This window comes from Thermoactinomyces daqus (genome assembly GCF_000763315.1).
Taxonomy (GTDB): Bacteria; Bacillota; Bacilli; order Thermoactinomycetales; family Thermoactinomycetaceae; genus Thermoactinomyces_A; species Thermoactinomyces_A daqus.
This window is the reverse complement of the sequence record NZ_JPST01000005.1, coordinates 153020-174287: the sequence shown is the minus strand read 5'-3', so window position 1 is coordinate 174287 and position 21268 is coordinate 153020. Positions and strand designations below refer to the sequence as shown.

Here is a 21268-nt window from a genome sequence, read left to right as displayed (position 1 = left end):
GGGAGGTCATCCCGCTGGAAATGCTTTGTCGTTTTGAGATAAATGTTTCAAATAGCCGGATACAGTCTCGATGGCCACGGCGATTGCCCGTTCATCCGGTTCGATTTGCGGATGGTGCAGACCGTAGGGGGTTTCAACTCCAAGCCAGAACATGAAACCGGGAATCTCCTGCAAAAAATAGCCAAAATCTTCTCCGGCCATTGTTTCGCTGCATTCGACCACATGGAAGCGGGTGTGATTTTGCGCCCATTGCAAAAACGATTGGGTCAGTTCCGGATGGTTGTACACCTGGCAGTAGTTGGCCCCACAGTCGATAGTGGCCTTGCAGTCAAATCCGGTTTCGATCCCGCGAACCAGCGCCTGAATTCGCTGTTTTACCGTTTCCATCGCTTCGGTTGACAACGTGCGAATCGTCCCTTCCAGGCGGGCGTGTCCGGCGATGATATTCTGCTTGGTTCCGGCTTCGATCTTTCCGATGGTGACCACTCCGGCATCAAGCGGATTCAGATTGCGCGAGACGATCGTTTGCAATTGCAGTGTGAGTTCCGCGGCAGCGACCGCCATGTCATTGGCCAGATGGGGTCGGGCTGCGTGACCGCTGGTGCCGCACAGATCGATGAACAGCTCAGACGTGTTGGCAAAAAGGATTCCCGGACGGGTGGCAATTGTACCCACCGGATATTCCGGGGCGATGTGCAGCGCCAGGATGAGGTCGGGCTTCCAATCGGAAAACTCTTTGCTTTTCAGCATGGGAAAAGCGCCTCCCGGACCTTCTTCCGCCGGCTGGAAGATGAACAGGAGATCATCATCGACCGGATGTTCACAGAAATGGGTGATCAACCCCAGGGCGATGGCCATGTGCATGTCGTGTCCGCATGCATGCATGTAACCTTCATGTTTGGAACGGAACGGGTAACTGGTTTGTTCGGTGATGGGAAGTCCGTCCATATCCGCTCGGTAGCCGATACAGCGTTTTGGATTCTGTCCGGGGATTCTCACCAGTACTCCCGTGCGCCAGGTTTTGATTTGCAGGCGCGGGGGCAGGGAAGAGAGATAGTCCAGGATGAACTGTTGCGTTTTCACCTCGCAAAATCCCGGTTCGGGAATCTGATGCAATTGTCTGCGCAGTTCAATAAAACGATCAGTCATTGCTCTTTCTCCTTTAATCGGCGATTTGCAGCATACGTTTTTCCAGCGCCTGAATGAAGAAGTCGGTTTCCTCCCGTTTCAGCGTCAGCGGCGGGAGAAGGCGAATCACGGTTTTGGCCGTCACATTGACCAAAATTCCGTCCGTGAGCAGTTCTTTTTGCAACCGTATCACATTCTCGGCAGACAGGGAGGTACGGATGCCGATCATCATGCCCCGCCCGTCCATACCCGTGATCAGATGCGGGTATTTTTCTTTTAGAGCCTCCAATCGTCTCCACAGATAATCGGCCCTTTGTTTGCCCTGTTCCAATCCCCCTTCTTCCAACAATACATCGAGGACGGCGTTGCCCATGGCTGCGGATAGCGGAGAAGGAGCGAATGTGGTTCCGTGGTCGCCTGGTTTAAATACATCGGCTGCCCTTTCGCCCGCGATGATGCCGCCGAGTGGAAGTCCGCCGCCGATCCCTTTGGCGAACAAGATGACGTCAGGAGTTAAATCAAATTGCTGATACGCGAATAAGGTACCGGTGCGTCCCATTCCCGTTTGAATCTCATCCACGCAAAAGAGCATTTCCTCTTCGGCACACAGATCATCAATCGCGCGTAGGAACGATTCGGAAAGCGATACGACGCCACCAGCACCGAGAATCGGTTCCACCAGGATGGCGGCCGGCCGGTTCTGCCTGCAAACTTCCCGCAGTTCGGCAATATTATTCATTTCCACCTCATAAACGGGAAAAGCTGGTTGCGGGTAATCCTGGTATACACCCGGTTGCCGGGTCAAGCGCAGTGCACCGAGCGTTCGCCCGTGAAAGCTGTTTTTCAGCACGACGATGCCTTCTTTGCCGTTTTGTTCCCGCCGGGCCCATTTGTGAATCAGCTTGATGGCCGCTTCGGTCGCTTCTGCCCCGGAACCGCCGAAATAAACCTTCCCTTTCCCGAAAGTGTGCTTTACCAGCCGCAGCGCCAAACGGATGGCCGGCGGATTCAAGAAGATATTGGAAATGTGGAGAAAGCGGTGTCCTTGTTCCTCCAATGCCTTCATCAGACGGGGATGCGCGTGACCGAGGATGTTGACGGCCAAGCCGGTGAACAGGTCGAGATAGCGGTTTCCCGCTGTATCATAAAGATAGTTGTTTTCCGCTTTTTCAATGGCGATCGGCAGACGCTGTACAGTCGGCATGATATAGGTTTGGTCGAGTTCTTGCCAGTTCGTCGTCATGTTGCCTTCTCCTTTTGATATAAAATGAGGCCCCGGAGGGCCAAATTTCTTCTGATAGGGTAGCGGGCCGATTAAAGCTCGCGCAATGCTTGAATAACCTCTGTTTTCGATCGGGTCTGGCTGTCGATCTCTTTAATCACGCGGGCCGGAGTTCCGGCAACAACGGTGTTGGGCGGAACATCTTTGGTGACAACGGCGCCCGCAGCAACGACCGAGCCTTTGCCAACGCGAACCCCTTCCAGGATGACGGCATTGGCGCCGATTACAACATCGTCCTCGATGACAACAGGTGTCGCGGATGGCGGCTCGATGACGCCGGCAATGACTGCGCCGGCCCCGATGTGGCAATTTTTCCCGATTGTGCCGCGTCCGCCGACGACAACGTTCATATCGATCATGGTGCCTTCACCGATGACGGCCCCGATATTGATGACGGCTCCCATCATGATGACGGCATTTTTTCCGATTTCCACCTGGTCGCGAATAATTGCCCCCGGCTCGATCCGCGCTTCAATCTGCTTCAGGTCAAGCAACGGGATCGCAGAATGGCGGCGGTCATTTTCCACCACATAGTCTTCGATTTTATCCTTGTTTTCGTTCAGGACGGGAGCGATCGCTTTCCAGTCACCAAACAAAACGCCAACGTTGCCGTTAATAAAGGTTTTTATGTCACTATCAAATTTCAGGCTGTTCAAATCCCCTTTGATATGTACTTTGACCGGGGTTTTCTTTTCGCTTTTTTGAATAAACTCAATGATCTGGTGTGCGTCCATTTCTTTCATACTTTCGGCATCCTTTCTGCGGGTATTAAAAAAGGAATCCCTTGAAATTCGCGGATACAAACAGATTTCAACACAGTAAAGTATAACATATGTCATCCTTTTACAAAACCAGCCCGGTCAAAACAAAGGAGCCGGGTCCCCCATGTTTGCAAATGGGTCGCCCGGCTCCCGGTATTAGAGACCGCCTGGTTCGCTGTTTCCATCAGGGGCCAATCCGCCTGGTTCACTGTTGGTGATATGGATGCTCAGTCCGCCCGGTTCGCTGTTGCTTGCCATTTGGAGAGAATGTTTTTGCACGTGAAAGAGGAGGGTAAAAGCTGAAACCAGCGCAAAGGAGGAAACAACCAAAATGGAAATAAATTTAGATGCTTTCCTCAAGGAATTCTACCTCCTTTCTATTAAACTCTTTCTTTACATTATACATATTTCGCATGCAATTCTGAAATTCCTGCTCGTCTTTTCCGTCAAAACAGCGGGCCAGGCTGAACCAGGCTTTAAATTCTTTCTCTTTGTATCCCTGTTTTTGCGCGATTTCCAGGGCTTTTTGATAGTGCGAGATCGCTTCGTCCGTTTTGTCGATAATTTGACACAAATCGCCCATCATGATGAGGCTGGTGCTGAGCCGGGAAGTATCGTTGAACTTTTCTGCATATTTGATTGCCTTTTCCAAAGCGCCGTACGCATTTTCGTTTCTTCCCTGCTTCATGTAGAGAATGCCGAGCCGGGTATATACGGTGGTCAGGCGTTGGTCTTCAGGGAATTTTCCTTCGAGTTTCAGGGCCATTTTGAAGGAGGTTTCCGCGAGATCCCATTCCTTTTTCGCTGTGTATACACTGCCCAGAACGGTCCAAAGATCGCACATGCTGTCGTATTGTTTGTTGCGGCGCGAGATTTCGATTCCTTCCGTGGCAATTTCGATCGCTTCATCCAAGAGACCGGACAGTCTGGAAAACTCGGACCTCAGCCAATAAAAGCCGAGCGCAGTTCCGATATCGTCCATTAACGGGATTTGCTCCCATATTTCATGAACCAGCTGAATTCCTTCGGTGATGCGTCCGGTTCGTTGCAGGTAAACCCCTTTGTTGCGGTATAAAAGGGCTTTGATATGCCGGTTTTCACCGTCTTCCACAAATGCCTCGATTCCGTTGTTGGTGAATTCCAGGGCTTGTTCAATATCATTGCGGTAATAGCTGATCAAGCCCAAAAGAAGGTAGCTGGCCGCTTCCATGTTGTTTTCTTTGTACGGATTTTGCTGTGAGATGCGAAGTGCGTTATATAGAGCGCGTTCGGCTTGCTTCCATTTTCGTTTACCCATGTAACATTTAGCTTTAAAATAGTAGGCGTGGGCAATATATGGATGGCTTTCTTCCAAGTTGAGTTCTTCCAAAAGGTCGAGCGCTTCGTCGATAAATCCTGTTTTTCGCAGAGTGGCGATGGTGAGAAGTTTAAATTTTACTTTTTTTAATTCTTCCTGCTCCTGTACCAGCATTTCCGGAAGTTTATGCATTGGAAGATCCAATTTTTCCAGCAGATATGAAATTTTCTCGGGACTCACATGTGCGACTCCGCGTTCGATATTGCTGACCGTCGCCGGGGAGATATTTTCGTCGGCCAAGTCCTCCAGCCTGAGCCCGCGGTCTTTTCTCACCTTCCGGATCACTTCGCCGATTTCGTGCAAAGCTAAGGTCTTCATCCCGGTCACCTCTCTTAACCTGATTATTATTATATTACACCTTTTTAAAAAAATTGGGAATGTGTATTTTTTAATTTTCTTAAATATACTGGTGATCTGGTCGTTTTTTTAACAGCCTCGTGGCGAACATCTTTTACAATCCGTTATGTTTGCTGAAAAAATAGGTTAAAAAGATAGATAGAGCTTGTTTATCCATATTGGGAGGAATCATGTTGTTTATTTTATTTTTAAAGATTTTGCGGAAAAGAATTTGGGAAGACGGCATTTTTGATTTGGCTGCCCAATTAGCATATTACTTCCTGATGTCCCTGTTTCCCTTTTTGCTGCTGGCGGTCACGATGCTCGGCTTTCTTCCGTTCCGGTCCGACAATATTCTCGGAATGATCAAACCGTATGCTCCGGCCGGCACTTACCAACTCATTGCTTCCAATTTGACCAGTATTCTGGATCAGCAAAACAGTGGCATTTTTTCCGTCAGTTTGATTGTGACGATCTATCTCGCTTCAGTTGCCTTCCGGTCGATCATCCGGATTCTGGACAACGCTTATCGCGTTCATGTCGAACGGACTTTTTGGAGTGAGTTTATCATCGGTTTTTTTCTGATGTTCAGCCTGCTCGTCGCCCTGATCGTCTCCTTGACCCTGCCGATTTTCGGGAAGATATTGGGGGAATTCGTCTTCAGCTTGTTCGGGGTGGAGAAATGGTTTTTGGAGTTTTGGGTTTGGGTTCGCTGGCTGTTAAGTACGCTCGTTTTATTTTCCGTCTTTTGGAATCTTTACAAGTGGGCCCCGCACATTCGCGTCTCCTTCAGGCAGGCATTGCCCGGTGCTGTTTTTGCAACCCTCGGCTGGCAGATCAGTTCGTACGGTTTTTCGTTTTATGTTTCGATCAATCAAAATTATTCCCATATCTATGGGAATTTAGGAGCGATCATCGTTTTGGTCGGCTGGTTTTACCTGTCGGCAGTCGTGCTTGTCCTGGGGGGATTGATCAATGCGACCTGGTATCAGGTGAAGTTGGGGAGAGCCGTGACGGAAACGGGGGAGAAAGTATATTGACAAGTAGTTCCGGTGAAACTTTTCGGGCATTTGTTTCGTCACAATAGATAGGGTCAGGATGTTTGGCAGCCATCTCATCCAAATACGGGTGAGATTTCACCAACCAGTTGTGTCTAAATATTTAATTTATTTATAACTCGGCGGCAATCGGTGCGGCTGCGGGAGGGAAATAAAGTTGTAATCGAAGAAATAAATATATAATTGAAATTATTATTTTCACAAACGGTTGGTAAATCCCATATGAGCCGGATTAAAAACAGAAAGAAGGTGAAGAGATGAAAGAATGGGATCCGATTGAATTGAATATCGAGCCGCAAGACGGTGAATTGGAGTGCGAAATAGGCGGGCTGAAATGGGAATTGCCTGATGATGGTGTCGAGATTGATATCGATTTTTGACGGGATTCAGGCGGGCTGATTTAACGGAGATACAAAGCGATATTATAACCTGTGTTTAAGATCGCTCTGCCGACAGGGTGTATGCCGACAAACATGAGCAGAAGGATCCGGGAACAAAGAGATGCCTCCGGATCCGACTGATCTATCGGAACTTGAAACAAGCCGGCCGCTCTTTTGGCAGAGCGGTTTTTCTCTTCGGGAAAGAATGAAAAAATCGAAAATAGGTATTGTTATATAACAGTAACTGTGCTAATATAGTTACTAACAAGGGGTTTCTGTTATATAATAATGCGAATCGTGATCAAAGGGGAGAAATACGATGTATGATCTGGAATTGGAAGGGATCAAAGTGAATGCCCCGATCCCCCCAGCCTATGAAGAAATTTTAACAGCAGGGGCACTTTCGTTTATTGGCAAATTAGCCAGGGCTTTTACCGCCCGGCGGGATCGGTTGTTATGTAACAGGATGAAACGGCAGGCTGATCTGGATCGCGGGATTTGGCCCGACTTCCTCGAGGAAACCAAAGCGGTGCGGGAAGGGGAGTGGGCGATTTCCGATCTGCCGGAAGACTTGAAGGACCGGCGAGTTGAAATCACCGGGCCGGCCGGAGACCGAAAAATGGTCATCAATGCGCTCAACTCCGGGGCGAAGGTGTTTATGGCCGATTTTGAAGACGCCAGTTCTCCCACATGGAAGAACATGATTCAAGGTCAGATCAATTTGCGCGATGCGATTCGCGGGACGATTCAATTTACCAGCGAAAACGGGAAAACCTATCGCCTGCAGGAAAATCCGGCGGTACTGGTTGTCAGACCCCGCGGGCTTCATCTGGATGAACACCATATTTGGGTTGACGGCCAGCCGGTTCCGGGAGGATTGGTGGACTTCGGTCTTTATTTTTACCATAATGCCAGCCTGCTCATAAAAAGGGGATCCGGGCCCTATTTTTACTTGCCCAAGCTGGAAAGCCATCTGGAGGCGCGTTTCTGGAATGATGTCTTTTTGTTCGCCCAGCACGAATTGGGCATTCCGCGCGGAACGATCAAGGCCACTGTTTTGATTGAGACGATCATGGCTGCGTTTGAAATGGATGAAATTCTTTACGAACTGCGTGAGCATTCAGCCGGTTTAAATTGCGGGCGCTGGGATTATATCTTCAGTTTTATCAAAAGATTAAGGAATTTTCCTGAGGTGATCTTGCCGGACCGGGCCAGTGTGACCATGACCGCACCCTTCATGCGGGCGTACAGTTTGCTGGCGATCAAAACTTGCCACCGTCGTAACGCCCCCTGCATCGGCGGAATGGCTGCGCAAATTCCGGTCAAAAACGACCCCGGGGCAAATGAGCGCGCGAAAAACTCGGTCCGGCTCGACAAAGAGCGGGAAGCGAAAGACGGGCATGACGGCACCTGGGTGGCTCATCCCGGTTTGGTTCCCGTCGCCAGGGAAGTATTTGACCGGTTTATGCCCGGACCGAATCAGATCGGGAAGCAGCGGGAGGATGTCGCCGTTTCCGCGAAAGACCTGCTGAAAGTTCCCAAAGGCAAGATCACGGAGAAGGGATTGCGCACAAATATCCGTGTGGCCATTTTATATCTCGAAGCCTGGATTCGCGGATTCGGGGCGGTCGGAATCGACCATCTGATGGAAGACGCGGCAACCGCGGAAATCTCCCGGGCTCAGGTGTGGCAATGGATTCGCCATGAAAAAGGGGTGCTGGAGGATGGGCGGAACATCAGCCCGGCATTGGTGCGCGAGATGATCGGTGAAGAGATGGAAAAATTGAAAAATGAAGTGGGTGAACAGCAGTGGCCGGATCGGAAATTCGAGGAAGCGCGCCGTCTGTTTTCTGAATTGGTGTTCGATAGTGAATTTGCGGAATTCCTGACACTCCCGGGTTCCGGACTTCTTTTCCAATTCGATCAGAAAGGATGACGATCAATGAGATATGCTGAACAGGCAGAGATGTTGCGAAAAGATTGGAAGGAAAATCCCCGTTGGAAAGGGATTTCCCGTACCTACACGCCGGAGCAGGTGCTGCGTCTGCGCGGATCGGTTCAAATCGAATACACATTGGCCAGAAGAGGGGCGGAACGTCTTTGGGATTTGCTGCACCGCGAGCCCTTTATCCGCGCATTGGGTACCTTGACCGGGAACCAGGCAGTACAACAGGTAAAAGCGATTTATTTGAGTGGATGGCAAGTTGCGGCTGATGCCAATCTGGCCGGACAGATGTATCCGGATCAAAGTCTCTACCCGGCCAACAGTGTTCCCGAGGTGGTGAAACGGATCAATCGGGCGCTTCAGCGGGCCGACCAGATTGAGCATGTGGAAGGCAAAACGGACCGGGAATGGTTTGTTCCGATCGTGGCGGATGCGGAGGCGGGATTTGGAGGGCCGCTCAATGTGTTTGAGCTGATGAAAGCGATGATTGAAGCCGGGGCTGCCGGTGTTCATTTTGAAGACCAATTGGCTTCCGAAAAGAAATGCGGGCATCTCGGCGGGAAAGTGCTGATTCCCACCTCACAAGCAGTGCGCAATCTGATTGCGGCGAGGCTGGCCGCAGATGTGATGGGGGTGCCGACCGTGCTGATTGCCCGCACGGATGCCAATGCCGCCCAATTGATTACCAGTGACATCGATCCACGTGATCACGAGTTTATCACCGGTGAACGAACGGCGGAGGGATTCTACCGGATTCGCAACGGACTGAAAACAGCGATTGCCCGCGGGCTTGCTTACGCACCGTATGCCGATCTCATCTGGTGTGAAACGTCGGAGCCCGATCTGGAGGAAGCACGGCAGTTCGCTGAAGCGATTCATGCCAAGTTTCCGGGGAAAATGCTGGCTTACAACTGCTCTCCGTCGTTCAATTGGAAAAAGAAATTGGATGAAAAAACGATTCTCCGCTTCCAAGAGGAGCTCGGGAAAATGGGATACAAATTCCAATTTGTGACCTTGGCCGGCTTCCATGCCCTGAACCACAGCATGTTCCGGCTGGCCAAAGAGTACAACAGAGAGGGAATGGCCGCCTACTCCAGGCTGCAACAGGCCGAATTTGCACTGGAGAACGAAGGGTACAGCGCCACGCGCCATCAGCGGGAAGTGGGTACGGGCTACTTTGATGAAGTTTCCATGGTCATCTCCGGAGGAACCTCTTCAACCACTGCCATGTCAGGTTCGACAGAAGAAGAACAGTTTACGGCGTGACCGGGAGATTGTCTGGAAGAAAGCCGTCCGGGTTGCTGCGGGCGGCTTCTTTGATGTGTCCGGCAGGCAAGAGTTGATCCCGGATCGAACAGTTTATAGAAGAGTTCCTTAGGGGGATGAATCAATGAACCATTTTTCAACATGGCCCGAAGTGAAAAACGTGGAGATCGCCTTTTTGCCCATCGGTTCGCTGGAGCAGCATGGGTATCATTTGCCAATCGCTGCCGACAGCATCATTGCCGAAGCGATTGCACATGAATGCGCCAAAAGATTTGACCACTCGTTTGTCTGCCCGGTGCTTCCTTATTCCGCATCATTCGAGCATGCGGGCTTTCCTGGTTCGATTTCGTTGCAGTCTATTACGATTATCATGGTTGTCAAGGATATTAACCGCTCATTGGAGCGCATGGGCGTGGACAAGATCGTGATGATCAACGGGCACGGCGGAAACTATTTGTTGGGGAATATTGCACAGGAGATGAATGTGGATCATTCACGCATTTTGCTTGCGCCCAGCCGCAAACATTGGGAAAAGGCGTATGAACAGGCCGGGATTTCGGCCGCTCCTTCGCGTGACATGCATGCGGGGGAGGGAGAAACATCCATTCTCATGTACTTGGATGAGGCATTGGTGAGGATGGAGCAGAGGGTGGATGTGGATTCGCCGGAACGCGATCTGCTGACGGCATGCGGAATAAAACCTTATACGGAAACGGGAGCGATTGGATTTCCGACCCGGGCCAGTGCAGACAAAGGGAGAATCCTCCTGCAAGCTTTGGGGGAGCAAATTTCAATGACAGTTCGGAAATTCATGGAAGGAACATGATAAGCAAGACTTAAAGCCAACCAAAACAAAGAGCGACACAAAACCGGGGCAAACCCCGTTTGCGTCGCTCTTTGTTTTGGATTCTCATCCGGTTCATCGCATCCTAATCGTGGTGGCCATTTTCCGCTTTGATCGATTCATAGATATCATGCAAAAGCTGTTGTTTCGTCTGCCATAAGTTTTCTGATAGATCCACATGGTATTCTTCTGGATTTAATATGCGCAAATGCTCCTCCCAGAAGAGAGAGAGCTGCTGTTGATGATAACGGCGGATTTCGTCCAATGAAGGCAGCTCGTAAACCCGTTCGCCGTTTTTAAAAATCGGTTGCAAGAGGGGAATGGCCCGGAAATGTTTCACCTTTTTGCGTCGGAAAGGTTGCAGCGGGTGAAACAGAACCAGCGGTTTCGATTCATCCACTTGTTCTTCAAGCAGGGTGAGCAGATCGCCGCGGGCTTTTCCGTTCTTGCGGTCCACAATGCGATAAATGTTTTTGAGGCCCGGAGTCGTCACTTTCGACGGATTGGAAGAAATTTTAATCGTCGGTTTCCATTCGCCGTTTTCATAACGGGAGACCATTTTGTACACAGCGCCCAATGCCGGTCTGTCATAGGCGGTGATCAATTTGGTGCCGACGCCCCATGCGTCGATCTTCGCCCCCTGCGATTTCAGATTTAAAATGGTGAATTCGTCCAAATCGCTGGAAGCGACGATTTTGGTTTCCGTAAGTCCGGCTTCGTCCAACATTTTCCGGGCTTTTTTGGAAAGGTAAGCGAGGTCGCCGCTGTCCAGACGGATTCCGGCCAGGGTTTTTCCTTGCTGTTTTAACTCCAGTCCCACCTGAATGGCGTGCGGAATACCGCTTTTCAAGGTGTCGTAGGTGTCGACGAGAAGCACCGCTTGATCCGGAAAAGCAGCGGCATAGGCCCGGAACGCTTCCAACTCGCTGTCAAAGTCCTGCACCCAGGAGTGCGAATGCGTGCCCGATGTAGGAATGCCGAACACATTGCCGGCCAGTGTGTTGGAGGTGGCGTCAAACCCGCCGATATAGGCGGCCCTGGCTCCCCAGACGGCGGCATCCATTTCCTGGGCGCGGCGTGTCCCGAATTCCAGAAGCATGTCGTCTTTGGCAATATGGCGAATACGGGCTGCCTTGGTGGCGATCAGTGACTGGTAACCGATGAAATTGAGGAGCGCCGTTTCAATCAACTGAAGCTCGATCACCGTTCCCTCCAGCCTGACCAGGGGTTCATCGGGAAAAACGATGGTTCCCTCCGGCATGGCATGGATATTTCCGGTAAAGCGGAACGAACGTAACAGATCAAAAAATTCCGGTTCAAAGTGTTCATTCATTGAACGCAGGTATTCGATGTCTTCTTCGGTGAAACGCAGATTCTCCAGATAATGAACGGCTCTTTCCAAACCGGCGAAGACAACATATCCGTTGCCGAACGGCAGGCTGCGAAAATACAGGTCAAATGCCCGCCGGTGATGATGCGTTTTGTTTTTGAAGTGTGCGTACATCATGGTGATTTGGTATTTATCCGTATGCAGTGCGGAAATCGGTGGCAAATTCATTTTTTGTAAACTCCTGTCTGTCTGCATTGCCATGGGATTAATCAGTGATTTTATAAATGATCGGGATCGCTTGGTTTTTCTTTATATAGTAAGCGCCTAGTTGCACTTGTTTATCCTTCAGGGAAAGAATCCAAAAACTTTTGTGGACAAAATGCCAGCCTGAGCGGTCGCGGGCCGATGGATAAGCATCGCTGAGCGGATGGGAATGCAAAACGCCGAGCCATTCCAGCTGAAGGGAACGGATTTTTTTGACGGCTTCAAAGTAGGCACGCGGTTCAAAATCAAGGAAACAAGGGCCGCTGTTTTGTCCGGGGATTGGAAAAAAATGCGTGATCACGGACCCGTGGCCGGCCAAAAAACCGTATCCCTGATGCGGATACTGATTCAGGCAGTACTCCTTCATCTGTTCAATTACATAAGAGTGAATGGTAAGAAAGGATGGCTTCATCCCTCAGCTCTCCCCGCCGGATTTGATCAACCCAATCTATGAATCTCCCATTATTTTATATTTCTCTGAAGATGAAGTCTATGGGCAACTTGCGTGATTGGGAGAAAACGATCAGGGATTTCCGGCATAAGCGGTTGATGGAACAAGCTTAAGCAAACTTGCAACACACTTTTGAAGAATACGCGACCTGACGTTTTTTTCCGATATCACTAATGGTAGAATGAAGGGAGAAGCTCATTATTTACGGAATTTTACCAGAAAGGCAGATTTCTGATGAGTAGAATAGTAAACCCGGTTCAAGTGGGTTTATGCGGATGGGGAGATCATGATTTGTACCCGCCGGGAACGGGATCGCGGGAGAAGCTGGCGATTTACGCCGGTTATTTTCCTGTAGTGGAAGTGGACAGCACCTATCATGCGATCGCCCCGAAGGAGCGGATGGAGCGATGGGCAGAGGAGACACCGGAGTCATTTCGCTTTGTCGTCAAGGCTTACCGCGAATTGACCGGTCACGGGCGAACGGAGCGGGCGCCGGTACGCTCCTGGACGCAGCTGGTCGAAGAAATGATCGAATCGGTTATGCCGATGATGAAGTCGGGCAAACTATCAATGTTACTTTTTCAGTTCCCTCCTTGGTATGATTGTAGCCAAAAACATGTGAAATATATTCGCCGGGTTCGGGAAGCGTTTCGCGATTTTCCGGTGGCGATCGAGTTCCGCAACCAGAGCTGGTTCCGGGCGGAGTTTCATGATAAAACGCTGCAATTTTTGGAGCGGGAAAAATTGATACACGTTATTTGCGATGAACCCCAGGCCGGGGAAGGTTCGGTTCCGGTTGTACTGGCGGTGACGAATCCGGAGCAGGTACTGATTCGCTTTCACGGACGCAATCGGTCTGGATGGAATAATACCGGCCAGCCCAACTGGCGGGACGTCCGTTATGCATACCGTTATTCCGATCAGGAGCTGGAGGAATGGGTCGGGCCGATTCGGGAATTGCAGAAAAAAGCGAAGAGCATTACGATCCTTTTTAATAACAATTCGCAGGGGGATGCCAAGGACAGCGCCATGAAAATGATCGGGAAATTGGGATTGCAGTTCGAGGGGTTGGCGCCGAGACAGCTGGCCTTTTTTGAATAACCGGATGTGAAAGCCGGCCGGCAAGAGAGCCGACTTAAGGGAGGTTTTTTGTGGGCTTGATAAAACGATTCCACCTTTTGCATACCAATGATTTGCACAGCCGTTTGGACGGGGCGGCGCAAATTCACCATCTGGTCACTTCGCTTCGGGAGAAATGGGCCGCGCAGGGAGAAGAAGGACTTTTAATCGATGTCGGCGATCATATGGATCGCATGCGCATGGAAACGGAAGGGACGGATGGGTGGGTAAACCGGGCGATTTTGGAGAAAACCGGCTATGATTTGTTTACATTTGGCAACAATGAATTGCTCACTTTTTCCAAGGATCATCTTGATGCTCTCTTCCGTGATGCTTCTTTTTCGGTGATCAGCAGCAATGTTTTTGAATACGGAAGCGATCGCCAGCCCGGTTGGCTTTCGCCGTACAAGATCAAGGAAGTAGCCGGGGTGAAATTTGGTTTCCTGGCCGCGACGATTCCGTACCCGCTGGTGTATGAGCAAATGGGCTGGACCGTGAAAGATCCGCTGACCGTTCTGAAAGAGGCCGTTCATTCTCTGCGGGGGCAGGTGGATTTGCTCATTTTGCTGTCGCATTTGGGATTGCCGAACGACCGGTTGCTGGCAGGCCAACTGGAGGGAATTGATATGATTCTCGGTGCGCACACGCACCATTTGCTCCCCGAACCGGAGCGGGAGAAGGGGACATGGATCGCGGCGGCCGGCAAGTTTGCCGAGTATCTCGGCCATGTTTCCTTGGAAATCGATCTTGAGCAGAAGCGTTTAATCCGTGTGGAGGGGCGCTGTTATGAGCTGAAAGGCCAGGAGGCATCGGCTGAAATTCTCTGTTTGATTGACCGCTACCGGGAAGAGGCGGAACGTAATTTATCCGAACCCATCACTTATTTGCCCGAACCGTTGATTACCGACTGGTATGGTGAAGCGCCATTTGCCAATCTGCTGGCTGACAGCCTGCGTGACTGGGTGCAGGCCGACATCGCCCTGGTGAACAGCGGCCAATTGCTCAAGTCGGTCCGTTCCGGCCTGATTACCCGCAAAGATTTGCACCGGGTTTGTCCGCACCCGATCAACCCGGCTTTAATCAGGATTAAAGGAAAAGCAATCAAGGAGACGCTGGAAGAATCGCTGTTGCCCGAATTTCAGGAACAGCCGATTCGCGGATTTGGCTTTCGGGGAAAAGTTCTCGGATCGATGGCTGTGTCAGGAATGAAGGTAGAGTATGATTCCCGTGCCAAACCGCATGAAAAAATTCTTCGCATCATGGTAGGGCCGAGGGAACTGAATGAGGAAGAAGAATATGAGCTGGCCACCATCGACATGTTTACCTTTGGTGCCGGATACCTCGGCTTGAAAGAAGGGGAGATCATTCGCTTTTATCTGCCTGAGTTTTTGCGGGATTTGCTGGCAGTGCAGCTCAAAAAAACAGATGCGCTCCAAAGATGCAGGGAGCCGAGATGGATTGATGAAACAAGGAAACATTCATGTCTTTTCGGCACAACCCAAGTGTGAAAGCACAAGCAAAATCAGGTGGGGTGCGGGAACCGCGCTTCGGATTGCGATGGCTCTTTCTGAGATGGATTCCGTGGATCATTCTTGAAACGCATTAATAAACCATTTATTGTTAACCTAAAGGAAAAACCTCGCAAAAGGATAAGCACTGTTCTACAATATACATAAGGGAGGTTGCCGCGATGAGTTTTGTGGATGAAGTATATTCGCTATACAGGGATCAGTTAAATGATGATGAAGAAGATGCGGTTGCGATCGTTCTCAGCATTCTGGAAGAGCAGTCACGCGAGAATGTACTCCAGTTGATTGATGAGATGAGCGATGATGAGATTATGCAGATGCTGGGTGTCTATTTGGTGGAGATGCTGAAAATGAAAATGATTCAGGATGGAAAGCTCCAGCCGCACAGGTCGTTGTTAACTCCGTCCCGGTATCATTGATTCATAAAAAAATTGGCGCATTCTCTCACTTTTTTGGGCGTTTGCTCATACTTTGTTGTAAGAAGTAAGGGCTGAGGAGGGAATGCGCTTGATTGAGATGAAGCCGATTGACATCGATGGTCGCCAGGTTCTCGGAATCGAGGTTAAGTTGCCGAAAACAACATTGCTGGTGATCACAACCGATAAGGGATATATCATGTGTGGAGCATTGGATATCGCTTTATTGAACGAACGTCTTTCCGACCGCAACATAATTGCGGCAAGGGCAGTGGGAGCCCGTACATTGGAACAGCTGCTCGATGCTCCCCTCGAATCGGTTACGCACACGGCCGAGTCGATGGGAATTACTTCGGGAATGACGGGCAAAGAAGCACTGGTCAAGATGATGTGAAGAATACCTTTGTTGATTTTTGTCTACAGCCTCACCTTCGGATGTGATGTTCCGAAGGTTTTTCATTTTCCGCGAAAGTGGATTGCCGGTCAGGCCGTCCTGTCTCACGGATCAGTATGGCAGCAAAGCCGCAATCGATCTGCCGCCTGTTTCATATCGTCCGGAAGCGGGGAGGTGAAACGCATTTCTTTCCCCTGCAAGGGATGGAGGAAAGAGAGCACGCTGGAATGAAGCGCTTGCCTTTTGATCAGGGAAAGTTCCCCTTGATACAAGCTGTCTCCCATAAGGGGAGCTTGTAAATGAGCAAAGTGGACGCGAATTTGATGCGTTCGTCCGGTTTCCAGGCGCACCTCGACCAAGGCTCCCTGTTCATTTTGGTCTCGCACTTGATAATGGGTAACCGCATGCTCTCCGCCCTTCTTTATCTTCCGGCGGGTGGGGTGGCCGGGATCACGACCGATCGGGGCATCAATCGTGCCGGCAAGACGGGGCAGAGGGCGGCCGAGCAGCGCCAAATATCGGCGTTCGATTTTTTTCTGCCGCAGTTGCCGGTCGAGCAGCTGGTGCATGTATGCATTTTTGGCAATCAGGATCAAACCCGAGGTATTCCGGTCGAGGCGGTGAACGGGTCTCGGTACGCCCGAAACCCCTTGCTGTTCCCATACATGCAGGATGCCGTGAACCAGAGTGCTCCTGTCATCGGGACGGACGGGATGAACGGTCACCCCGGCCGGTTTGTCGATTACCATCAGATCGAGATCTTCATAAACGATGGTGAACGGCACCGGCTCGGGTTGCAGATCGGATTTCTCGAGCGGGCGAACGGCAGCCTTGATCTGATCGCCTGTTTTCACTTTTTGTTTCATCCAGGGGGAACGTCCGTTTAACAGAATTCCCTTCCGCCGGGTTAACCGATTGATCATGCGGCCGGACAGCTGGAGGGGGCCTTTGAGAATTTCTTCAACGGTCATCCCTTCCAAATCGGCCTTGATCGTATAGGTAATCCATTTATTGTTCATTGTTTTCACCATGGCGTTTTCCCTTTTCCAAAGATGTGATAAAGAATATGGTTTAACTACAGTTTAACTCCATTCAAACAAAAGGCAAACGTACCATGAAACATAAATGTGAATGTCTTTTTGGGAAAAACCGGGGATGGAAGAAAAAATGAGCGGAGAGTGCTGCCCCTTGACTGATCATTCGGAACCGGGGGAGCTCAAGGCGGAAGAACAGAGAGGGTGGGTAAAATGAATGGGAGGAATTTCCCGTTTGCGGTGATTTTTTTCGACGGGGTATGCAACTTCTGCAATCATTGGGTGCAATTTTTGCTTAAAAAGGATAAGGCCGGTGTTTTTCGTTTTGCCTCGTTGCAATCCAAAGTGGCCTGTTCCGTTTTGCCTGGATATGGAATTGAACCGGGGGCGCTGGAATCGATCGTTTTACTGGAAAACGGACGATGTTACACAGAATCTGCAGCAGTCCTGAGGATTTGCCGGAGGCTGAAAGGAGGATGGAGATGGTTTTCCCTCCTTGGAGCGATTCCGCGTCCGGTTCGCGATTATCTGTACCGCCAGGTGGCCAAACGGCGTTACCGTTGGTTTGGGCGTACCGAGAGCTGCATGGTGCCGGACAAGGAGATGCGGGACCGCTTTCTTGAAGATTTTTAAACCAATTTGATCGGCCGCACCACATCCCTCTGTCGAAAAATCGCCTTCCGATTTTTTCACGAATTGCTGAAGGTGTCCGGAGATCGGGGAGGGCGGGAGGCGGTCGGAAAATATGCGTTCGCCAGGGAATGTGTGAAGTCGTTAACAGGTGAGAGAAATTGATGCAAGGGGAGATTACCGAGATGTCATCCTGAAGCGATGAACCCGGAGGCGCGATTGATCCGAAAGTCTCCATACCAAGGGAAAAGTTGCCGCAAACGGATAAAGGGAAGGCTCCCTTTCATGATGGGAATGGTTCGGTACCCAAGAGCACCAAAATTTTTCTTTCACACACGAGTAAGGAAGCCCTCCATTTTTTAATCAATCGGTTCGGTATCACTTGGAGGATCGCCGAAAACGCCGAGATACACCACAGGAAGCCCCTCCTTTTTCAACTTACCCCTTGGCCAGTTGGAAGTATTGCTTCGAGTATTTTGCGTAGTTGGGTTCATCATTGAGTGCCAGATAGGCTTGTGCCAGTCCAAACAATGCTTCAAGCTTGCTGCTGGTATCCGTATCTAACTCATAGACTTTTAATAAATATTTGATTGCATCGGATGTTTTTTGTTCTGCAAGTAAGATTTTTGCTATATATAGCAATGTTTTAGAGTATTTTAACATATCATTTTCTCTATTTGCAATTTTCGATGCTTTCTGTAATATGTCGTGAGAAAGCTGGAATTCTTTTTTCTCAAAATAGACAATTCCGAGCTTTTGATATGCTTCCAGGAGGAGCCAGTGTCTTCGCGAGATTTTGCTTTTCAAATCAATGGCTGCTTTCAGGCATTTTTCGGCGCGGTCAAGTTCTCTACGCCCGCGGTAAATGTCGGCCAAGGTGATGTACAGCTCGAGTTGCCGTTCAAAATTATCGTTAATTCTCGCAATTTCCAGTCCTCTTTGCGCACAGGCGGCCGCTTCGTCATAGAGTTTGATCTCCATTTTCAGTTTTGCCTGCAGATCATAGATGCCGATCGCTGTTTCGATATTGATATCAAGTGAATCCACGGTGATTTGCTCCAGGGTTTTCAGTGCTTCCTCCGCTCTCCCCAATGCGCGCAGATAGATCGCCTTATTGGTTAAAAGGATGGTGTAATAATATTTTCGCTCCCCGCCAGGATCAAAACTTTTGATTCCTTCTTCCACATAGCGCAAGGCTTTCTCTTTGTTTTTGGTGTGTTTAAACTCGATGACCGACAGGTTGTTCAAAATGCAGGGTTTTAAATTATGCGGTTGATAGTCGACAGTTTTTTCGATCTCCTGCAAGGCCTTGTGAAAATACTCAACGGCTTTGTTGTTTTGCTTTAATTTGAAGTGACATCTTCCTTTTAAAAAGTGAAGAAGTGGGCCATCGTAGGAAGGGGGGAGGTTGGAGAGTTCTGCAAGGGTTTTTTTGGGGTCGGCGTACAGCTTGTTCTCCAGGATCAGCAAATCCAGCCGGCGTTCTTCGGCTTCTTCCTGATCTTTTTTGGAAAGTTCGCTGAGAGACAGATCCAGCTTACGGAGAAGGTAGCGAACCTTGACATGATTTTGCGTCAATCCGCGTTCAATTGAGGAGAGAGTGGCCCGGGGAATATAGTCATCAGCCAGATCGTCAAGGGTCATCCCGCGTTCCTTGCGAGTTTTGCGGATCAGTTGCCCGACCTTGACAAAATCCATTAAGCTTGGATACCTCCTTCTCTACTATTCGCATTTTTCTAACAAAATATATCACAACGTGTGTGGCAGTTACAACATGATTTTTGATATTTTTTGCAGTATAAAATTAATTATTACTGCACTTCCAGAAATATACGAGATATTTTTTTTATTTTTTGGCAGAAAAAATACCATAGAAGAATATTTCCGCAATATAGAAAATATTTATCTAATTCCAATAATTGATTGAATCAACCTTCAGCTCTTCTTTATACTAAGTTTGTAAGGGAAGAAAAGAAGCAAGAGTTCCAAAAAGATTGGATCCAGACAAAAGAAAAAGCGAATTCTTGATCGCCTCTTCCTTCCGGGAAGAGAAGCGAATGGATAAATCCGTTCCCGATTTTTTGGTGAAAGGAAGTGTCACGGGTGAAAAGGATGATCTTTTTAAATTTGAATAATGACCTTAAACGGGTTTTGTTGCAAGCGCTTCAGAAACAGATGGAATATTTTTATAACAAGAGTTTGCAAGAACCCCGCAAATTTTTGTCCGCCGTCTATTATGAAGAGGCGAAAATGCTGGAGGAAGCCATGTCACAAATTCAGACACAATGGACGGAGGCTCTTCCCAGCGCACAGGTGGTATCTCCCCCGCCCTCCGATTTGTGTGCGGAAGATGAGCGCCAATTTTATGTATCCTTTTGTGAACTGAAAAACAAAAAAATCGGCTCTCTGTTTGCTTTTACAGAGGAAGCGGAGCCGATCGAGGTCACGTACGACAACAAAAAGGGATTTACGATTAAGGTAAATAATTGCATTTCTGCACAAACTTACGATCTGGATACAGCCTTTTTCACGTTCCTGGACTTGATTGAGGAATAACCTTGCCGGTTGCATGATTAAAAAAGCACTTTCCCTAAGGAAAGTGCTTTTTTGTGGCTTGAGTTTAGCGGACTTGGTTCAAGCGAACAACGTTGGCGGATTGGGGTCCGCGTTCACCCTCTACGATATCGAACTCAACCGGTTCGCCTTCTTCGAGGGTTTTGAATCCATCGGCTTGGATCGCGGAGTAGTGTACGAATACATCGCCACCGTCTTCGCGCTCGATGAATCCATAACCTTTTTCAGCATTGAACCATTTAACCTTACCCTTCATCTTAGGGCCTCCTTCTTCCATTAAAAAGCGGTCAAACTCAAGCACTTGAAAACCTTTTGTTACGCTAAACAAGAGGCCACAAGATGAAACTTGACTTGCATCCGACTTTTTAACGCTTAATTATAAACACATCATAACACGCCCGTCGAAACGGTTCAAGTTTTTTCCTTCCTTATTGGAATAAATGTTGATAGGCGGAAAGATCGATCTGTTTTTTTTGCAGTGTTTTGATCAACCACTTGTGATCCCGTTTGGGTGTGGCCAAAATGTAACCTTTCACGATATGTTCTTCCGTTAATTTTTCAGCCTGTTCATGAAAAACCAGTTCACCGATTTTTCCGGCAATTTTTTGTTTGGCCACATCGCGGAACAGTTTGGGCACGGGTTCAACCAGTTCATTTAACAGCGCTTTTTGTTCATCCGACCAGAGATGCAGCGTTTGGTTTATATAATACTCCTGCCAATCGAGGATCGATTTCCCGTCTTCCTTGGGCAGTGCTTTTAAAAACTTGCGGAACATGAAGTAACCGCCGATTGCCAGGAAAAGGAGAAACACGATCCAGAAGAACAGATAGAACCATTCAAGCCATGCAGGTACTGTCACAGAAGGCCACACCTCTTTTCTCGTTCTCTTTCAAAAATTCATTATAACGAAGGGGAAAGTACAGCTGCAAGTCGGAGCCGAGACACACGCCGATTTCATGACGGGAAAAAGGCATAAAAAAACGCCTTCTTCCATTTATTTGGAGAAAGCGTTCCTAGGTTTTCCGCTTAGAAAAAAGTGTGGATGGCATAACCGATCAGTCCCCAGCAAGGAATACTCAAGAGAGAAGCATTGATTAAACCGACAAGTGCATTGTTCATCTGAATGACCTCCTGTGTGATTTTTTGATTTATGGCAATTCCGCTTGGAA

22 protein-coding genes are annotated in these 21268 nt (G+C 49.1%); 11 read left to right on the top strand and 11 right to left on the bottom strand.

What is annotated here, in order from left to right:
* Window positions 1–6: 6 nt before the first annotated feature.
* The 5 genes from JG50_RS0102765 to JG50_RS0102745 all read right to left on the bottom strand — a co-directional run bounded on the left by JG50_RS0102765 (window position 7) and on the right by JG50_RS0102745 (window position 4846).
* Window positions 7–1149, bottom strand: a complete 1143-nt coding sequence (locus tag JG50_RS0102765; RefSeq protein WP_033099549.1) for an N-acetyldiaminopimelate deacetylase — start codon at window positions 1147–1149, stop codon at window positions 7–9.
* Between the two features lie 13 nt (window positions 1150–1162).
* On the bottom strand, window positions 1163–2371 hold the full coding sequence (locus JG50_RS0102760) for an aspartate aminotransferase family protein (protein ID WP_033099548.1): 1209 nt from the start codon (window positions 2369–2371) through the stop codon (window positions 1163–1165).
* 71 nt (window positions 2372–2442) lie between these two features.
* Window positions 2443–3153 (bottom strand): 2,3,4,5-tetrahydropyridine-2,6-dicarboxylate N-acetyltransferase, encoded by a 711-nt coding sequence (gene dapD / locus JG50_RS0102755; RefSeq protein WP_033099547.1) that lies wholly within the window; start codon window positions 3151–3153, stop codon window positions 2443–2445.
* 174 nt (window positions 3154–3327) lie between these two features.
* Window positions 3328–3531, bottom strand: coding sequence for a hypothetical protein (locus JG50_RS0102750; RefSeq protein ID WP_033099546.1), 204 nt, complete (start codon window positions 3529–3531; stop codon window positions 3328–3330).
* A complete protein-coding gene (locus JG50_RS0102745; protein ID WP_033099545.1) occupies window positions 3515–4846 on the bottom strand; it encodes a helix-turn-helix domain-containing protein in 1332 nt (443 codons plus the stop codon). The genes JG50_RS0102750 and JG50_RS0102745 overlap by 17 nt, the downstream gene beginning before the upstream one ends.
* A gap of 212 nt (window positions 4847–5058) precedes the next feature.
* On the opposite strand from JG50_RS0102745, the gene JG50_RS0102740 reads away from it, so the two are divergent.
* The 5 genes from JG50_RS0102740 (at window position 5059) to JG50_RS0102725 (ending at window position 10339) form a co-directional block, all read left to right on the top strand.
* A complete protein-coding gene (locus tag JG50_RS0102740) occupies window positions 5059–5904 on the top strand; it encodes a YihY/virulence factor BrkB family protein (protein ID WP_160173793.1) in 846 nt (281 codons plus the stop codon).
* Window positions 5905–6179: 275 nt separating this feature from the next.
* On the top strand, window positions 6180–6302 hold the full coding sequence (locus JG50_RS20865; protein ID WP_255518413.1) for a hypothetical protein: 123 nt from the start codon (window positions 6180–6182) through the stop codon (window positions 6300–6302).
* 319 nt (window positions 6303–6621) lie between these two features.
* Entirely contained in the window at window positions 6622–8238 is a 1617-nt protein-coding gene (gene aceB, locus JG50_RS0102735; RefSeq protein ID WP_033099544.1) for a malate synthase A, read from the top strand.
* A gap of 6 nt (window positions 8239–8244) precedes the next feature.
* Entirely contained in the window at window positions 8245–9513 is a 1269-nt protein-coding gene (gene aceA / locus JG50_RS0102730; protein WP_033099543.1) for an isocitrate lyase, read from the top strand.
* A gap of 124 nt (window positions 9514–9637) precedes the next feature.
* Window positions 9638–10339, top strand: a complete 702-nt coding sequence (locus JG50_RS0102725) for a creatininase family protein (RefSeq protein WP_033099542.1) — start codon at window positions 9638–9640, stop codon at window positions 10337–10339.
* Window positions 10340–10442: 103 nt separating this feature from the next.
* Here JG50_RS0102725 and JG50_RS0102720 read toward each other — a convergent pair whose 3' ends face one another.
* Window positions 10443–11915 (bottom strand): nicotinate phosphoribosyltransferase, encoded by a 1473-nt coding sequence (locus tag JG50_RS0102720; protein ID WP_033099541.1) that lies wholly within the window; start codon window positions 11913–11915, stop codon window positions 10443–10445.
* A 37-nt stretch (window positions 11916–11952) separates the two neighbouring features.
* A complete protein-coding gene (locus JG50_RS18600) occupies window positions 11953–12363 on the bottom strand; it encodes a Mov34/MPN/PAD-1 family protein (protein ID WP_052153939.1) in 411 nt (136 codons plus the stop codon).
* A 273-nt stretch (window positions 12364–12636) separates the two neighbouring features.
* Between JG50_RS18600 and JG50_RS0102710 the strand changes: the two genes are divergently transcribed.
* The 4 genes from JG50_RS0102710 (at window position 12637) to JG50_RS0102695 (ending at window position 15860) form a co-directional block, all read left to right on the top strand.
* Window positions 12637–13503 (top strand): DUF72 domain-containing protein, encoded by an 867-nt coding sequence (locus JG50_RS0102710; RefSeq protein WP_033099540.1) that lies wholly within the window; start codon window positions 12637–12639, stop codon window positions 13501–13503.
* 50 nt (window positions 13504–13553) lie between these two features.
* On the top strand, window positions 13554–15029 hold the full coding sequence (locus JG50_RS0102705) for a bifunctional metallophosphatase/5'-nucleotidase (RefSeq protein WP_052153938.1): 1476 nt from the start codon (window positions 13554–13556) through the stop codon (window positions 15027–15029).
* 182 nt (window positions 15030–15211) lie between these two features.
* Window positions 15212–15469, top strand: a complete 258-nt coding sequence (locus JG50_RS0102700) for a DUF6154 family protein (protein ID WP_033099539.1) — start codon at window positions 15212–15214, stop codon at window positions 15467–15469.
* 88 nt (window positions 15470–15557) lie between these two features.
* Window positions 15558–15860: a YunC family protein gene (locus tag JG50_RS0102695; protein WP_033099538.1), complete on the top strand. Its 303-nt coding sequence runs from the start codon at window positions 15558–15560 to the stop codon at window positions 15858–15860.
* 104 nt (window positions 15861–15964) lie between these two features.
* Here the strand turns inward: JG50_RS0102695 and JG50_RS0102690 are convergent, their stop codons facing one another.
* Window positions 15965–16891, bottom strand: coding sequence for an RluA family pseudouridine synthase (locus JG50_RS0102690; RefSeq protein ID WP_052153937.1), 927 nt, complete (start codon window positions 16889–16891; stop codon window positions 15965–15967).
* A gap of 216 nt (window positions 16892–17107) precedes the next feature.
* On the opposite strand from JG50_RS0102690, the gene JG50_RS0102685 reads away from it, so the two are divergent.
* Window positions 17108–17527 carry a thiol-disulfide oxidoreductase DCC family protein gene (locus tag JG50_RS0102685; RefSeq protein ID WP_033099537.1) on the top strand — a complete coding sequence of 140 codons (420 nt, stop codon included), beginning with the start codon at window positions 17108–17110 and terminating at the stop codon, window positions 17525–17527.
* A 435-nt stretch (window positions 17528–17962) separates the two neighbouring features.
* Here JG50_RS0102685 and JG50_RS0102680 read toward each other — a convergent pair whose 3' ends face one another.
* The gene (locus tag JG50_RS0102680; protein ID WP_033099536.1) at window positions 17963–19222 is read right to left on the bottom strand and encodes a helix-turn-helix domain-containing protein; all 1260 of its coding nucleotides are present in this window, start codon (window positions 19220–19222) and stop codon (window positions 17963–17965) included.
* Window positions 19223–19627: 405 nt separating this feature from the next.
* Here JG50_RS0102680 and JG50_RS0102675 point away from each other — a divergent pair, with 405 nt between their 5' ends.
* Window positions 19628–20080 carry a hypothetical protein gene (locus JG50_RS0102675; protein WP_033099535.1) on the top strand — a complete coding sequence of 151 codons (453 nt, stop codon included), beginning with the start codon at window positions 19628–19630 and terminating at the stop codon, window positions 20078–20080.
* 64 nt (window positions 20081–20144) lie between these two features.
* Here JG50_RS0102675 and JG50_RS0102670 read toward each other — a convergent pair whose 3' ends face one another.
* Together JG50_RS0102670 and JG50_RS0102665 are read right to left on the bottom strand one after the other, a co-directional pair.
* Window positions 20145–20354, bottom strand: a complete 210-nt coding sequence (locus tag JG50_RS0102670) for a cold shock domain-containing protein (protein ID WP_033099534.1) — start codon at window positions 20352–20354, stop codon at window positions 20145–20147.
* 172 nt (window positions 20355–20526) lie between these two features.
* Window positions 20527–20958: a DUF2621 family protein gene (locus tag JG50_RS0102665; RefSeq protein WP_033099533.1), complete on the bottom strand. Its 432-nt coding sequence runs from the start codon at window positions 20956–20958 to the stop codon at window positions 20527–20529.
* Between the last annotated feature and the right edge of the window lie 310 nt (window positions 20959–21268).

What these genes read in the sequence shown, in the direction of transcription:
- JG50_RS0102765 (WP_033099549.1), bottom strand. Translation starts at nt 1,149, where the DNA reads ATGACTGATCGTTTTATTGAACTGCGCAGACAATTGCATCAGATTCCC.
- JG50_RS0102760 (WP_033099548.1), bottom strand. Translation starts at nt 2,371, where the DNA reads ATGACGACGAACTGGCAAGAACTCGACCAAACCTATATCATGCCGACT.
- dapD (WP_033099547.1), bottom strand. Translation starts at nt 3,153, where the DNA reads ATGAAAGAAATGGACGCACACCAGATCATTGAGTTTATTCAAAAAAGC.
- JG50_RS0102745 (WP_033099545.1), bottom strand. Translation starts at nt 4,846, where the DNA reads ATGAAGACCTTAGCTTTGCACGAAATCGGCGAAGTGATCCGGAAGGTG.
- JG50_RS20865 (WP_255518413.1), top strand. Translation starts at nt 6,180, where the DNA reads ATGAAAGAATGGGATCCGATTGAATTGAATATCGAGCCGCAAGACGGT.
- aceB (WP_033099544.1), top strand. Translation starts at nt 6,622, where the DNA reads ATGTATGATCTGGAATTGGAAGGGATCAAAGTGAATGCCCCGATCCCC.
- aceA (WP_033099543.1), top strand. Translation starts at nt 8,245, where the DNA reads ATGAGATATGCTGAACAGGCAGAGATGTTGCGAAAAGATTGGAAGGAA.
- JG50_RS0102725 (WP_033099542.1), top strand. Translation starts at nt 9,638, where the DNA reads ATGAACCATTTTTCAACATGGCCCGAAGTGAAAAACGTGGAGATCGCC.
- JG50_RS0102720 (WP_033099541.1), bottom strand. Translation starts at nt 11,915, where the DNA reads ATGAATTTGCCACCGATTTCCGCACTGCATACGGATAAATACCAAATC.
- JG50_RS18600 (WP_052153939.1), bottom strand. Translation starts at nt 12,363, where the DNA reads ATGAAGCCATCCTTTCTTACCATTCACTCTTATGTAATTGAACAGATG.
- JG50_RS0102710 (WP_033099540.1), top strand. Translation starts at nt 12,637, where the DNA reads ATGAGTAGAATAGTAAACCCGGTTCAAGTGGGTTTATGCGGATGGGGA.
- JG50_RS0102700 (WP_033099539.1), top strand. Translation starts at nt 15,212, where the DNA reads ATGAGTTTTGTGGATGAAGTATATTCGCTATACAGGGATCAGTTAAAT.
- JG50_RS0102690 (WP_052153937.1), bottom strand. Translation starts at nt 16,891, where the DNA reads ATGGTGAAAACAATGAACAATAAATGGATTACCTATACGATCAAGGCC.
- JG50_RS0102685 (WP_033099537.1), top strand. Translation starts at nt 17,108, where the DNA reads ATGAATGGGAGGAATTTCCCGTTTGCGGTGATTTTTTTCGACGGGGTA.
- JG50_RS0102680 (WP_033099536.1), bottom strand. Translation starts at nt 19,222, where the DNA reads ATGGATTTTGTCAAGGTCGGGCAACTGATCCGCAAAACTCGCAAGGAA.
- JG50_RS0102670 (WP_033099534.1), bottom strand. Translation starts at nt 20,354, where the DNA reads ATGAAGGGTAAGGTTAAATGGTTCAATGCTGAAAAAGGTTATGGATTC.